The organism is Arthrobacter sp. TE12231 (assembly GCF_054062895.1).
This window is the reverse complement of the sequence record NZ_JBSSFS010000001.1, coordinates 4488632-4502069: the sequence shown is the minus strand read 5'-3', so window position 1 is coordinate 4502069 and position 13438 is coordinate 4488632. Positions and strand designations below refer to the sequence as shown.

At 68.6% G+C, this 13438-nt stretch carries 13 protein-coding genes; 10 read left to right on the top strand and 3 right to left on the bottom strand.

Annotated elements, in window-relative coordinates; all coding sequences use genetic code 11:
* Positions 1-284 precede the first annotated feature (284 nt).
* Positions 285-1811, top strand: coding sequence for an amidohydrolase (locus tag ACVWYS_RS20185; RefSeq protein ID WP_456507974.1), 1527 nt, complete (start codon positions 285-287; stop codon positions 1809-1811).
* Between the two features lie 30 nt (positions 1812-1841).
* Here the strand turns inward: ACVWYS_RS20185 and ACVWYS_RS20180 are convergent, their stop codons facing one another.
* On the bottom strand, positions 1842-2354 hold the full coding sequence (locus ACVWYS_RS20180) for a hypothetical protein (protein ID WP_344367346.1): 513 nt from the start codon (positions 2352-2354) through the stop codon (positions 1842-1844).
* Between the two features lie 242 nt (positions 2355-2596).
* Here ACVWYS_RS20180 and ACVWYS_RS20175 point away from each other — a divergent pair, with 242 nt between their 5' ends.
* Together ACVWYS_RS20175 and ACVWYS_RS20170 are read left to right on the top strand one after the other, a co-directional pair.
* Entirely contained in the window at positions 2597-3979 is a 1383-nt protein-coding gene (locus ACVWYS_RS20175) for a DUF222 domain-containing protein (RefSeq protein ID WP_456507973.1), read from the top strand.
* Positions 3980-4518: 539 nt separating this feature from the next.
* A complete protein-coding gene (locus ACVWYS_RS20170; protein ID WP_344367496.1) occupies positions 4519-5136 on the top strand; it encodes a uracil-DNA glycosylase family protein in 618 nt (205 codons plus the stop codon).
* Between the two features lie 10 nt (positions 5137-5146).
* Here the strand turns inward: ACVWYS_RS20170 and ACVWYS_RS20165 are convergent, their stop codons facing one another.
* On the bottom strand, positions 5147-6391 hold the full coding sequence (locus tag ACVWYS_RS20165) for a type II toxin-antitoxin system HipA family toxin (protein ID WP_456507972.1): 1245 nt from the start codon (positions 6389-6391) through the stop codon (positions 5147-5149).
* Complete coding sequence (locus tag ACVWYS_RS20160; protein ID WP_344367494.1) at positions 6388-6690, bottom strand: type II toxin-antitoxin system Y4mF family antitoxin; 303 nt, start codon at positions 6688-6690, stop codon at positions 6388-6390. The genes ACVWYS_RS20165 and ACVWYS_RS20160 overlap by 4 nt, the downstream gene beginning before the upstream one ends.
* Positions 6691-6953: 263 nt before the next feature.
* Here ACVWYS_RS20160 and ACVWYS_RS20155 point away from each other — a divergent pair, with 263 nt between their 5' ends.
* The 7 genes from ACVWYS_RS20155 to ACVWYS_RS20125 all read left to right on the top strand — a co-directional run bounded on the left by ACVWYS_RS20155 (position 6954) and on the right by ACVWYS_RS20125 (position 13414).
* Positions 6954-7712: a glucose 1-dehydrogenase gene (locus tag ACVWYS_RS20155; RefSeq protein ID WP_344367493.1), complete on the top strand. Its 759-nt coding sequence runs from the start codon at positions 6954-6956 to the stop codon at positions 7710-7712.
* Positions 7713-7727: 15 nt separating this feature from the next.
* Positions 7728-8684, top strand: coding sequence for an L-lactate dehydrogenase (locus ACVWYS_RS20150; RefSeq protein ID WP_116766684.1), 957 nt, complete (start codon positions 7728-7730; stop codon positions 8682-8684).
* Between the two features lie 131 nt (positions 8685-8815).
* Positions 8816-9298 carry a hypothetical protein gene (locus tag ACVWYS_RS20145; RefSeq protein ID WP_456507971.1) on the top strand — a complete coding sequence of 161 codons (483 nt, stop codon included), beginning with the start codon at positions 8816-8818 and terminating at the stop codon, positions 9296-9298.
* Positions 9299-9420: 122 nt separating this feature from the next.
* A complete protein-coding gene (locus ACVWYS_RS20140; RefSeq protein ID WP_456507970.1) occupies positions 9421-10029 on the top strand; it encodes a DUF305 domain-containing protein in 609 nt (202 codons plus the stop codon).
* Between the two features lie 135 nt (positions 10030-10164).
* On the top strand, positions 10165-10860 hold the full coding sequence (locus ACVWYS_RS20135; protein ID WP_456507969.1) for a FadR/GntR family transcriptional regulator: 696 nt from the start codon (positions 10165-10167) through the stop codon (positions 10858-10860).
* A gap of 77 nt (positions 10861-10937) precedes the next feature.
* Positions 10938-11990, top strand: coding sequence for an asparaginase (locus ACVWYS_RS20130; RefSeq protein WP_456507968.1), 1053 nt, complete (start codon positions 10938-10940; stop codon positions 11988-11990).
* 8 nt (positions 11991-11998) lie between these two features.
* Positions 11999-13414, top strand: a complete 1416-nt coding sequence (locus tag ACVWYS_RS20125; protein ID WP_456507967.1) for an aspartate ammonia-lyase — start codon at positions 11999-12001, stop codon at positions 13412-13414.
* The last annotated feature ends 24 nt before the right edge of the window (positions 13415-13438 follow it).

Sequence of the window (13438 nt, the reverse complement as noted above, 5' to 3'; positions counted from 1 at the left end):
GCAGCCCGTCAGCGCACTCAATAATGTAAGAATCGCTGTCAAAAGTCATGTTGGCTTCGGTCTCCTGCCCTGTTCCCGCAGACGCGGGAAAGGGCGGAATGCCTTTTCCTTCCCCAAGGTTTTAAGCGAGACCGTGCACCTGATAAGCAAGCGGTTCATCCCCCAACTGGCCGTGCAGGAACCGCCCCAAATTCAGCTTGGGGGGTGCGGGATGAAGGGGTAAGGGGCGAAAGTCCCTTATGGGCGTTTAGGTCCTTCGCGGTTTCGCGCCTAGCCTGATTTCCATGTCTGAACAGCTCGATTCCCGCCTTTCGCCCGACCTCGTGCTGACTGCCGTGCGGCAGCCGGGGGACGACACATGCTCCGATGTGCATATCCGAAATGGCGTCGTGGCGGCGGTGGGTCCATCAACCGGGAATTCCGGCGTCGCCGGCACCCGGGTGGTGGCTCTCGACGGCCGCTACATCATTCCGGGGCTCTGGGATGAGCATGTCCACATGACGCAGTGGGCGTTAGCGTCTAATCGCCTTGATCTCTCCGGGGCCGGCTCGGCACGCGAGGCGGTCGCCGTCGTCGCTGCGCACCTGGCCGGGGCTCACCTGGCCGGGGCCGGAGGTCGCGACGCCGTTCCGGGTGCTGTCCAGACGCTGGTGGGAGTCGGTTTCCGTGATGCCGTCTGGACGGACCTGCCCGGCCTGGACCTCCTCGACGGCGTGACGCACGGCCGGCCGACGGCCCTGATCAGCCATGATCTCCACTGCGTCTGGCTCAACTCCGCGGCGGCCCGGCGGTACGGCGTGCAGGTGGACGCGGGCGGCCTGCTCCGGGAAGAACCGGCGTTTGCCCTGACACGCGAGCTAGGCAAGCTTCCGGACACGGTGGTGGACGCTTGGGTGCAGAAGGCGGCCCAAGCCGCTGCCGCGCGGGGCGTGGTCGGGATCGTGGACTTCGAGATGACGTGGAACCGCAGCCCCTGGCTACGGCGGATCTCCGGAGGCTTCGATGCGCTCCGGGTCGAAGCGGGGGTCTACCCGCAGGATCTGGACAGGGCCGTGGCCGAGGGACTGCGGACAGGCTTGGAGGTCGCCGGCGGCGGCGGACTCCTGACCGTGGGCCCGCTGAAGGTGCTGATCGACGGCTCGCTCAACACCCGCACCGCATACTGCGTTGACCAGTACCCGAACGGCGGCCACGGCCTGCTGACGGTGGGCGAGGCAGAGTTGCTCGCCCTGCTGCTCCGGGCGCGGCAAGCAGGATTCGTGCCAGCCGTCCACGCGATTGGCGACGCGGCCAACCGCGTGGCGCTGGACGCGTTTGAGGCGGCAGGAATTGCCGGACGGGTGGAACATGCCCAGTTTGTGCGGAACGAGGATTTCGCCCGCTTCGGCCGGTTGGGCGTGATCGCGAGCGTCCAGCCGGCGCACGCCCTCGATGACCGCGACGCGGCCGAGGCGAACTGGCCCGGCCGCACGGACCGTTCCTTCCCGCTGCGTTCGTTGGTGGCCGCCGGTGCCAGGCTCGCTCTCGGCTCCGACGCCCCCGTGGCTCCGCTGGACCCCTGGACCGCCATGTCCGCCGCAACAACGCGCGCCCGGCAGGACGGCCGCGGACCCTGGCATGCCGAGCAGGCTCTCACCCGGCAAGAGGCACTCACCGCGTCAACGCGCGGGCGGGGCAGGATTCGGGTCGGGGATCCGGCGGATCTCGCGGTGCTCGACGTCGACCCGTTCACTGCGTCCGAGGCAGAGTTTGCCGCGATGCCGGTGGCCGCCACGCTGATGGCGGGGAGATTTACGTACGGCGGCGTTTAGTTGTTGACCGCGACGGCGTCTGGCTGGCGACTAGTCTTTGCCCTTGACCCGCGCTTGGACGAGGTTGGCGTACGGCAGGCGGCCATACTCCGCCACGAACGCCGCGTGATAGCCGGCCTCGGCCGCGTTGAGCTCCTCAACGGGCAGCTCTTTCCACGCGATGATCAGTGACCCAGCCGCGGCGAGCTGCCAGATGAGCCGGCCGTCCCAGTGGCCGGGCGGCTTGCCGGCGCCGAAGTCGACGAATTCCTGAATCTGCCGCCGCAGCCCGCGGTTGCCTTTGCTCCCGGGACCGGCCTTGCCCACGAAGAGGACGTCGGCGCCATCGACCCATTCGGCGTCGAGCGCTTCGGCTTTCAGGGTGGGGTCCTTCTTCTTGAAGACGCCAGCCGTGCTCCTGGCCAGGAACTGCGGGCGGTACCCTTCGGGCTTTAACACCGCGAAAATTCCGGGTTTCTGCGGGATCCGGTTGATGTCAAGATCCCCGAGCAGCCGGAATCCTGTGAACCCGTCCTTTTTCAGTGACTGTCTGTTGATCGGCATGGATTCCTTGGATCGGGGCGGGGGCGTTCCTTCGAAGCTTACCGACGCGCAAGTTCGGCGGCCCTCATTTTGTCAGTGGTCGACGGGAGACTGGATTCATGGACGGCAATCAGGGGCCCGAAGTGGTTCCAACACCATCTCGCGGCGCTTTCGCTGATGCGAGGATCACCGTTGTGGCGCGTTGCTGGTTCCTCCCCCCGGGCTCTCCCTTCAGTGTCAGACCCTCGAGGGAGACTGGATTCATGGACGGCATCCAAGGGCCCGAGACGGGGCCGGCAGACCCGGCACCGGCAAGTGCTGTGACGGTCGCTGACCTGGCCCGGATCCTGGCCTTCCTCCCAGCCCCGGACACCGCCGCCGCACTGATCGACGAGATCCGGGATCTCGAGGACCTGAAATCCGCCGCGGCCGCACAACAGGCCCGCCTGAGCGTGGCCTTCGATGCGCTTCAGCGCCGCGAGCAGGCTGCCGCCGGGGTCCCGGCCGACAAGCTCGGCGCCGGTGTCGGCGCGCAGATCGCCCTGGCCCGGCGCGAATCCCCCGCCAAAGGCAGCCGCCTCCTGGGCCTGGCCAAAGCCCTCGTGACCGAAATGCCGCACACCCTCACCGCCCTGGAAACCGGGAACCTCAACGAATGGCGCGCCACCTTGCTCGTGCGCGAAACCGCCTGCCTGACCGCCGCCGACCGGGCCGGGGTCGATGAGGAAATGGCCGCCGACACCGGCGCCCTCGCCGGGGCCGGGGACCGGGGCCTGATGGCCGCGGCCCGCACCGCCGCCTACCGGCGCGACCCGCGCTCCGTCACCGACCGCGCCGCGCACGCCGCCACCGACCGGCACGTCAGCCTCCGCCCGGCCCCGGACACCATGACCTGCCTCACCGCCCTGCTCCCCGTCGCCCAGGGCGTGGCCGTCTACAACGCCCTGACCCGGCACGCCGACTCTTGCCGCTCCGCCGGCGACCCCCGCACCCGCGGCCAGGCCATGGCCGACGCGCTCGTCGAACGCATCACCGGCACCCCCGGCGGGATCGCCGGCATCGAACTCCAACTCATCATGACCGACCGCACCCTCCTCCAGGCCGACTCCGAACCCGCCCGCCTCACCGGCTACGGCACCGTCCCCGCCGGCTGGGCCCGCAAAATCCTGACACCGGACGAGAACCCAGCCCCGGACATCCGGCTCCGCCGCCTCTACACCCGCCCCGGCACCGGGGACCTCGTCGGGATGGACTCCCGGGCCCGGATCTTCCCCGCCGGGCTCCGCCGCTTCATCCAAACCCGCGACGACACCTGCCGCACCCCCTACTGCGACGCCCCGATCCGGCACCTGGACCACATCATCCCCTGGCACCACGGCGGAGAAACCACCGGCACCAACGGCGCCGGGCTCTGCGAAGCCTGCAACCACACCAAAGAAACCCCCGGCTGGAACGCCCAGCCCCGCCCCGGCCCCAGACACACCATCCAGCTCACCACCCCCACCGGCCACACCTACCAGTCCACGGCCCCGCCGCTCCCGGGAACGCCGTATCCCAAGACAGCGACACCGCTCCGCCGTCGCAAGCTGCGGTACCTCGCCAAGGCGCCCAAACCAGCCGGGCCCCGGGCCGCGGCAGCGGCCTGAAACCCTCCTGGGTTTGCAATCACAAGAGGCTGGGAGATCAAGAACAATCCGAGCCCCCGGGCTCGGGCGCAGACCGTGTTTGGCGGCAATCCAAGAACCGCAAAAATCCTCAAGCGGATCAACACACTCATTAAGGACATCGCGCGCAACGCCAATGAGTGATCGGAAGACCGGAGCCGCTCAAACACGGCTTCTACGGCTATCGGTCCCGGCGCAGCACCGACGAGCGTCGGCTGGTCTGCGGGAAACTGAACCTCAGCCAGGGGAACGGACTGTCCCACTGCCTCGTCCAGCTGCAACACGTGAGGCCTGCAGGTACCTTCGCGATCTCGCTATGAGACGGCTCGGACATTTGCATGACCAGAACGACCCGGCTTAATCAAGTGGTTACCTGCAGGCGCTTTAAGCGTACGCCTGCCTCCCCACCGTGGCGAGAGGAAGAAAGCCTCTGGACCCCGCCACAAAAACACGCTCTTCCGCGAAAGCGTAGAGTGGAGGAAGCCGCCTGATTCTGGACGCCGAGTGCTGAGGGAGAAATCGTGACGATTGACTGGGACGAAAAAAAGGCCCTGCTGCAGGAGCCGAACATCGCCGCGGTGACAAAGCTGTGCGACGAGCTCATGGAAAAGAAGCCTGGATCCGTGGTCCCCTACATCGATCCCGTCCATGACGAGGACGAATGCCGGATTGTCAGCCTGCATATCAGCCCCGGCAAGGGCACGGAGTCGGGCTTTGTCTCGCACTTCAACGACGACGAAACGGCCCGCCGTGCCACCTCCATCTACGAGGCCGCAGAGCTGGACCCCCGCTACGTAATGCCGTGGAACGCCTACCCGTGGGTCCGAGATCCGGACGCCGCATCGGCCCTGAATGTCCAGGAGAAGACGGACGGACTCCGGCCCTTCCGCCAGTTCCTGAAGATCAACAAGCGCGTCTCGGCCGTCATTGCCCACGGCGCCGACGCCCACTCCTTCCTGACGCTCTTCGAGAAGACCTACCATTCCTCGTTGAAGAACCACGGCGTCAAGATCTACAAAGCCACCGCGCTCGGCGGCCGCGCCTTCGCCGTTTCCCCCGCCAAGCAGGAAGAGCTCCTGGCCAAGAACGTTGAGGTCTACAGGGACGCCATGCAGCGGGCCGGCATCCAGCACCTCTAGGGCCAGGACTTCACCCCTCCACCAGCCTGCGCCGGTGTTTGAGCTCCTTGACCCAATCGCGGGTGACGGCCGCCGAAAACGGCGAGGCGCCGTCGTCGTTCGTCATGGAACTGAACGCCGTACCCGCCTGGAGGTCCGCCAGCAGCGGCCCCGCGGCCTTCAGCGCCAGCTCCAGCGCCTGAACGGCGGCCCGCTCCGTCAGCCCCAACCCCGCGGCCCAGCCCAAAAAGTGCTTCCGGGATATCCCCGTCCGCTTGCCGTCCAGGGTCAGGGCGAGCGTCTTGTCGCCGTAGACCACGGTGGAGGGGATGTCGTACACCGGCGCGATTGACCATTCGCCGCCCGGCTGCTGCACAATGGAAACATTTTTGGCGTGCAGGTCCCCGTTGCCCGTCAGCCACGCGAACGCCGCCTGGAGGGCCAGATTCCGTAGCGCCGGCAGCGGCGCCGCGCAGTACGCCGCGAGCGCATGGCACACCTGCCCGTACCCCACGTTGTACTTGTCGGCCGGGTACAGCCCCAGCACCTGCGCCCCGTCCTCGACGGCGAGCCGCTGCACGGCATTCGACGGCGCGCCCGCCGCAGCCGTTGAGATGGGCACCCGGTCGAAGCGCTCCACGAGAAGTCCCGGGCGGCCGGCGACGTCGCGGATCAGTCGGACCCGGCTCAGCGGGATCCGCAGCCGCGCCGCATAGCGGAACATGACGTATTCGTTTTCGACGACGTGCGGGAACTCGGGCGCGTTGAGCTTGAGGATGTAGCGCCGGCCGGCGCTGGCCACCGGCATGGAGATCATTCCCGCGGACAGCTTGTCCTGCACGCCGGCGAGGGCCACCGGGTCGATCAGGCCGGAATCGCCCAGCAGGGCATCGAAATCCACGGGGGTTCCGGGTTCAAGCTCGACGGCGTGTTCGTCCGGATCCAGCTTCTCCCCGTGGCCCACAATTTGCACGTCACCCACCGGATTGGCTCCGGCCGCGATGAGCAGCGACAGATCATCGTCGACGCTGGTCTTGACGGACCGGCGCAGGGCATTCAGCCGTCGGCCCTCCGGCAGAAGCCCGGTGAAATACGGCGGAGCCGCGCCCGCCGCTGACAGCACAGGGTCCGCCGTCAGCGGCAGGGAGCTCGCGACGGCAGGTGCCCCGGACGCCAGATACGCCGGCAGGTAACTGAACCTGGTGCCGCCGTCGTGCCGTTCCAGCCGGGCCGCCAGCACACCGGCCTTGTAGACGTCGGCGATGCGGTGCCTCATGGCCGGGCGTCCGCACTCTGATCCGGTTCCCCGCGTGCCCGCAGTTCCCCGTTGGCCTGCTGCCCGGCGAGGGCGCGGGCGGCCGCGCTGGTCCGTGTCTGCACCCGGAGTTCCAGCCCCAGCGTGTCCAGGAGCGCGAGCAGGGAATCCAGTTGCACGGTGCGTTTGCCCTGCTCGACGAAACGGACGAAGCGTTCGGAGACTCCGGCCAGTTCGGCCAGTTCACGCTGCCCCAGCCGGAGCGAGGCGCGCCGCGCGCGGACCTCCGCAGCGAGCTGGTCCGGAAAGGACTTCCCCATGACCGCATCCTCCCCTTTGATCACCATGCGTCCGAACGGCCGCCTTCATAGGTACGAACGTGCCGTTTTTCCCGCAATCCCAGTGTAGGGCGGCCGGGCGAGCCCGTACAGAGCCATTTCGGCACGTTCGTACCGGCGGTGCAGGAGGTGTCGGCGCCCCTAGGGTCCAACGGCCCTGCCCGCGCCGGGGGCCCGACGAGATGCTGGACAAGGGCGGGCGGCGTGCCCGTGCCCGAGCGCGGAGCGGCCCGGAAGGACAAGCCATGGGACGGCTGGACGGCAAAGTGGCATTGATCAGCGGAGGCGCCCGCGGCATCGGCGGGGCCATGGCCACCCGGATGCTGCAGGAAGGGGCAAAGGTGGTGGTCGGCGATGTCCTGGACGACGACGGCGCCGCCCTTGCGGCACAGCTTGGCGACGGCGCCCGGTACGTGCATCTGGACGTGACCAAACCTGCCGACTGGGAGCAGGCCGTGGGCGAGGCCGTCGACGCCTTTGGCGGGCTCAGCATCCTGGTCAACAACGCCGGAATAGTGAACTTTGGCCGGATCGACGACTATCCGCACGAGCAGTGGGCCCGGATCATCGAGGTGAACCTCACCGGCGTCTTCAACGGCATCAAAGCTGCCGTGCCGGCCCTGGCCCGCTCCAGTCCCGCCGCCATCATCAACGTCTCATCGATCGCCGGACTGCGCGGATACGAACAGCTCGCGGGGTACACGGCGTCAAAGTTCGGGGTCCGCGGCCTGACCAAGAGCGCGGCCCTGGATCTCGGCGGCCTGGGCATCCGCGTCAATTCCGTGCACCCGGGGGTCATCCAGACACCCATGACGGAGGGCATGACCTTCGACACCGGCCACGTCCCGCTGCACCGGGTCGGCCAGCCGACGGAAGTTGCGGACCTCGCCGTCTACCTCGCCGCGGACGAATCCTCCTTCGTCACCGGGGCCGAATTCGTGATCGACGGCGGCGAAACCGCGGGGTCGGTCGCGGCAAACCCGGCCGACGCGCCGGAGAACTAGCCCGAAAGGGGCACCATGTCCGGGAAGAGTGGTTCAAAACTGGCGGTGGTCGGTGCCGGAAGCGTCGGTACCTCCCTCGCTTATGCGGCGCTGATCCGGGGCTCGGCCAGCCACGTCGCCCTGTACGACGTCAACGCCATCAAGGCCGAGGCCGAGGTGCTGGACCTGGCCCACGGGACGCAGTTTGCCGCCGCGGCGGCCACCGTCACGGGCGGCGGTGACATCTCCGCCACGGAGGGCGCCGACGTCGTGGTCGTGACGGCGGGCGCCAAACAGGCCCCGGGCCAGACGCGCCTTGACCTGGCCGGCACGAATGTCCGGATCCTCGAGGACCTCATGCCCCGGCTGCTGGAGCATGCCCCGGACGCCGTCTATGTGCTCGTCACGAACCCCTGCGACGTCCTGACAGTCGCCGCGCAGAAGATCTCCGGCCTGCCGACGTCGCGCATCTTCTCCTCCGGCACGGTGCTGGATACCTCCCGGCTCCGCTGGCTGCTGGCCGAACGCGCAGGAGTCTCGCTCACCAGCGTCCACGCCAGCATGGTGGGCGAGCACGGTGACACGGAGTTCCCCATCTGGTCCGGCGCCACGATCGGCCCGGTCCCCATCCGCAACTGGACCGTCAACGGCGAACGGATCTTCTCCTCCGAACTCCTGGCCGAGACCGCGCGCGAGGTGACACAGGCCGCGTACAAGGTGATCGCCGGCAAGGGCGCCACCAACTACGCCATCGGGCTGTCCGGTGCACGCATCGTCGAGGCCCTGCTGCGCGCCGAAAACGCGGTCCTTCCAGTTTCCACGCTGCTGGACGGGCAGTACGGAATCTCCGGTGTGGCGCTCTCACTGCCCAGTATCGTGGGGCACGGCGGCGTCCTGAAGGTGCTGGACACCCCCATGGACGACGGCGAACTCGCATCCCTCCACCACTCGGCAGAAACGCTGCAGCAGAGCCTGGCGACGCTCGGGATCTGAAGTAGCAGCCTACTGACGGGAACATAGTTCCGCAGCCGGGCGTTGAATCCGGGTACCCTGAAAGTGCCTCCGGGTCACGAGAACGCCGTGAAACGGGATGGCCGCCCAACGACCCAGCTAGGAGGATCTCCATGGCCACTGCCCGCGCAGCCGGTGCCGTGCCGGTCCTCCGCCGCGCAGCACTGCTGGCCGGCATCCTCGCAGTCATTGCCGGCTTCCTTGGCATGCACATCCTTGCCGGCCTCCACGGAACGCACGGCCAAACCGCCCACCCGGCAAGCGCTTCTAGCGTCATGCCCGCCGCCCGGACTCACTCTGGACACTCACCCGCCGCGACAGCTCCTGCGGCCCCTCCGGTGTTCGCTACAACGGTGACAGTCGGCGGCACGCCGATGCCGGCGTCGTGCACCTGTCAAGGTAGCTGCGCCGAGAAGCCGGCCGCCCATGTGGACTGCACCCCCTCCGTGTCCGGCGTCTCGCTGAGCGTGCCGCCACCGGGCACCGCAGTGAAGCGAACCCAGCCCTGGGCGACAGGTGTTGCGGCCCAGTGGGCGCTCTCGGCCCGCATCCCCGGCTCACCCACGCCCAACGATCTGTCCATTAGCCGAACGTAAACCCGGGCCCGCGCCGTTGATTTTCCGGCGCCTCTGCATGCCATCGGGGCGCGCCGCCCTCCTGCGCCGCAGCCCGCCCGACGCCGGCGTTCCCTGCCGGATTTTCAAAGGACAGATCTGACATGAAGAAGACCCTCACGATTTCCGCGACCGCCCTCGCCGCCGTCATCGCCCTGGCCGGTTGCTCCACCGGCTCCGGCTCGAGTTCCGGCAGCACGATGTCCGGAATGGGCAGCGGCAGCATGGCTGCGAGCTCCGCGCCGGCCGCTGCCGGCGCCACCCACAACGGCACCGACACGCTCTTTGCCCAGGGCATGATCCCCCACCATGCACAGGCCGTCGAAATGAGCGAGAAGATGCTGCAGAAGCAGGGCATGGACGCGCGAATCACGGCTCTGGCCGCGAAAATCAAGGCCGCCCAAGGCCCGGAGATCGAGAGAATGACGGGATGGCTCAAGGCCTGGAACGAATCCACGCAGACGGCCGGCGGCCACGCCATGTCCGGCATGATGGGCGAGGATGACCTCAAGGAACTCGACGCCGCCCAGGGCACCGAGGCCGCGAAACTCTTCCTGACCCAGATGATCGCTCACCACGAGGGCGCCGTGGAGATGGCGAACGCGGAGGTCCGCAGCGGCAAGAGCGCCGAGGCCGTCCAGCTGGGCAAGGACATCGCGGCCGCCCAGACCGCAGAAATCGCCGACATGAAGGCACTGCTCGCCGCCCTGTAGGCGCCGCCGGCACCAGAGCACCAACCGTGACGGCGGCCCCGGCCCCTGGCAACCGGCCCTCGGGCTGGCGGTCATCCGGCCCCTGGGCCGTCGTCACAGTTGACACCAGGTGTGACCCCTGCCATATTTTAAAGCGTGAACCTGTCAGACAGCCGGACAGCAGGACAGCCGCTCGCCCGCCTCAGCGCGGCCGAAGCGGTATTCAACGTCCTCCGCTCCGACATCGAATCCGGCAAGCTCGGCGTCGGCGCCAAGCTGAGCTCCGAGGCAACGCTCGCCCAGGAGTACGGGGTGAGCCGCTCGGTGGTGCGCGAGGCCCTGCGCTCCTGCACCGCCTTGGGCCTGACCGTCACCAGGACCGGACGAGGCACGTTCGTCGTCGCCAACCACGTGGCAAAGGACCTGGTGCTGGGCCAGTACTCGGCACGCGACCTCACGGAGGCGCGTCCCCACATCGAGGTTCCTGCCGCCGGACTGGCCGCGGAACGCCGATCGCCCGAGGAACTGGACACTATGCGGGACATCGTCGCTGCGATGACCGCCGAGGACGACCCCGAAGTATGGGTGGGCCTGGACTCCAGCTTCCACGCGTTGATCGCACGGGCCAGCCGCAACAAGGTGTTCGAAAACGTCGTCGCGGACATCCGCGAGGCCCTCGCCTACCAGTCCGAGACACTGAACATGGTGGCGGACCGCAAGCACGCTTCCGACGACGAACACCGGCGCATCCTGGCCGCCATCGAAGCCGGCGACGCGGCGACGGCGCGCATCGCCATGAGCCAACACCTCCACGCCGTTGGCGTCGCCCTCGACTCGATCCTCAACTCCTAACAGAAGGCACGGCAGGCTTTCGGCCAGCCCCGCCGGCACCCGACCAGACACCAACAACTCCACCGCCAAAGGACGCAATGATTTCTCCTGCCCTCGCGCACTTACCGACCCCGCTGGCCCCGGAACGGCTCCCGCAGCACGCCCCGCTTGCGGTCCAGACCCGCGACGGCCTGGTCGAGAGCGTCCACTACGGCTCCGCGATCGCCACGGCGGCGGACGGCCGGACCCTGCTGGCCGCCGGCGAGCCCCTCGCCCCGTTCTACCCGCGCTCGGCCCTGAAGCCGCTGCAGGCTGTGGCCATGGTCCGCGCCGGGCTGGACCTCCCGGACGAACTCCTGGCCCTCGCGGCCGCCAGCCATTCCGGAGCCGCCGCCCACCGCGACGGTGCGCGGCGCATCCTGGACCTGCACGGCCTGACCCCGGAGGACCTCGAGAACAGCACAGACCTCCCCTACGGCGCCCGCGAGCGCGAGGAATGGCTCGCCGGCGGCGGAAAGGCCACCCAGCTGGCCCAGAACTGCTCCGGAAAGCACGCAGCGATGGCCGCCACCTGCGTCATCAACGGCTGGCCGGTCCGCGGCTATCTGTCCCCGGAGCACCCGCTGCAGCAGCTCGCGGCCCGGACCGTGGCGGAGCTGACCGGCGAGGAACCGGAGCGCACCTCCACTGACGGCTGCGGCACCCCGCTCTTCGCGCTCACCCTGCGCGGCATGGCCCGCGCGTTCGGCCGGCTGGCCGCGGCAGGCGGCCCCGGCGCATCCGGAGACAGCGCGGAAGCCGCCGTCGCACGCGCCATGCGCCGCCACCCCGAGATGGTTGCGGGCGAGGACCGGGACGTCACCGCGCTGATGCGCCTCGTCCCCGGCCTGCTGGCCAAGGACGGCTTCGAGGGTGTCCAGCTGGTGGGCCTCCCGGACGGCCGCGCCATCGCCGTGAAGATCTCCGACGGCGGGGACCGCGCCCGGATGCCCGTCACCGTGCGGATCCTGGCGGCGCTCGACGTCGACACCTCGTCCCTGGGGCACCTCGCCGCGACCCCTGTGCTGGGCGGCGGGCGGCCCGTCGGACTCCTGCAGGCCGCCGATTTCCTCGCCGCTCCCGAAACCTCCCACGCCGCCGACGCCCAGTAAGGACCGCCATGACCTCGATCGACGAACGCCCGGATTTCCGCTCCGAACACGACCTCCTCGGCGACCGGGATGTTCCCGCCGACGCCTACTGGGGTGTCCATACCCTCCGGGCCGTGGAGAACTTCCCCATCACCGGCCAGCCGTTGTCCTCCAACATGTACCTGGTCCGCGGGCTGGCCGCCGTGAAACTGGCTGCCGCCCGCACCAACCACGAGCTCGGGCTGCTCGACGCCGAGCGCGCCCGGGCCATCGAGGATGCCTGCGCCGACGTCATGAACGGCAAGCTCAGCGAGCAGTTCGTCGTGGACGTCATCCAGGGCGGTGCCGGGACGTCGTCGAACATGAACGCCAACGAGGTGATCGCCAACCGGGCCCTGGAAATCCTCGGCCACCCCAAGGGCGACTACGCACGGCTGCACCCCAACGACCACGTCAACCTCAGCCAGTCCACCAACGATGTCTATCCCACGGCGGTCAAGCTCGGCACGATCTTCGCCGCCCGGGAACTGCTGGAAGCGCTCACCGAGCTCGAGGACGCCTTCGCCGCCAAGGCCCTTGAATTCCGCACGGTGGTGAAGATGGGCCGCACCCAGCTGCAGGATGCCGTCCCCATGACACTCGGCCAGGAATTCGGCACCTACGCCGTCACGATCGGGGAGGACCGGCTCCGCCTGGCCGAAGCCGACCTGTTGATCCACGAAATCAATCTCGGTGCCACGGCGATCGGCACCGGCCTGAACGCCCCGGCCGGGTACGCCGCGGCCGCCTGCCGGCACCTGGCCGACATCACAGGTCTTCCGCTCGTCACGGCCGTAGACCTGATCGAGGCCACGCAGGACGTCGGCGCCTTTGTGCACCTCTCCGGCGTGCTGAAGCGGGTCGCCGTGAAACTGTCCAAGATCTGCAATGACCTCCGGCTGCTCTCCTCCGGCCCGCGCGCCGGGCTTGGCGAAATCAACCTGCCCGCCGTGCAGTCCGGCTCCTCGATCATGCCCGGCAAGATCAACCCGGTCATCCCGGAAGTGGTCAGCCAGGTGGCCTACGAGGTCATCGGCAACGACGTCACCATCACCATGGCCGCCGAGGCCGGCCAGCTCCAGCTCAACGCCTTCGAACCGATCATTGTCCACAGCCTCCACAAGAGCATCTCCCACCTGGAAGCCGCCTGCCGCACCCTCACGGCCCGCTGCGTCCGGGGCATTACCGCCAACACCGAGCGGCTCCGCCTCACGGTGGAACAGTCAATCGGCCTCGTCACCGCCCTCAACCCGCACCTGGGCTATGCCACGGCCACGGCCATCGCGCAGGAGGCCCTCGCCACCGGCAAGGGCGTCGCGGAGCTCGTCCTCGAACACGGTCTCCTGACCGCGGAGCAGCTTACCGAGCTGCTCAGCCCGCAGCGCCTGGCCAACCTGAGCAAGTAGCGTACTTCCGAACCCCGAAGGACC

Excerpts from the sequence above, each read along its gene's own strand:
- ACVWYS_RS20145 (WP_456507971.1), top strand. The coding sequence starts at position 8,816 with ATGGCCACTGCCCGCGCAGCCGGTGCCGTGCCGGTCCTCCGCCGCGCA.
- ACVWYS_RS20185 (WP_456507974.1), top strand. The coding sequence starts at position 285 with ATGTCTGAACAGCTCGATTCCCGCCTTTCGCCCGACCTCGTGCTGACT.
- ACVWYS_RS20150 (WP_116766684.1), top strand. The coding sequence starts at position 7,728 with ATGTCCGGGAAGAGTGGTTCAAAACTGGCGGTGGTCGGTGCCGGAAGC.
- ACVWYS_RS20180 (WP_344367346.1), bottom strand. The coding sequence starts at position 2,354 with ATGCCGATCAACAGACAGTCACTGAAAAAGGACGGGTTCACAGGATTC.
- ACVWYS_RS20125 (WP_456507967.1), top strand. The coding sequence starts at position 11,999 with ATGACCTCGATCGACGAACGCCCGGATTTCCGCTCCGAACACGACCTC.
- ACVWYS_RS20155 (WP_344367493.1), top strand. The coding sequence starts at position 6,954 with ATGGGACGGCTGGACGGCAAAGTGGCATTGATCAGCGGAGGCGCCCGC.
- ACVWYS_RS20165 (WP_456507972.1), bottom strand. The coding sequence starts at position 6,391 with ATGAGGCACCGCATCGCCGACGTCTACAAGGCCGGTGTGCTGGCGGCC.
- ACVWYS_RS20140 (WP_456507970.1), top strand. The coding sequence starts at position 9,421 with ATGAAGAAGACCCTCACGATTTCCGCGACCGCCCTCGCCGCCGTCATC.
- ACVWYS_RS20175 (WP_456507973.1), top strand. The coding sequence starts at position 2,597 with ATGGACGGCATCCAAGGGCCCGAGACGGGGCCGGCAGACCCGGCACCG.
- ACVWYS_RS20130 (WP_456507968.1), top strand. The coding sequence starts at position 10,938 with ATGATTTCTCCTGCCCTCGCGCACTTACCGACCCCGCTGGCCCCGGAA.
- ACVWYS_RS20160 (WP_344367494.1), bottom strand. The coding sequence starts at position 6,690 with ATGGGGAAGTCCTTTCCGGACCAGCTCGCTGCGGAGGTCCGCGCGCGG.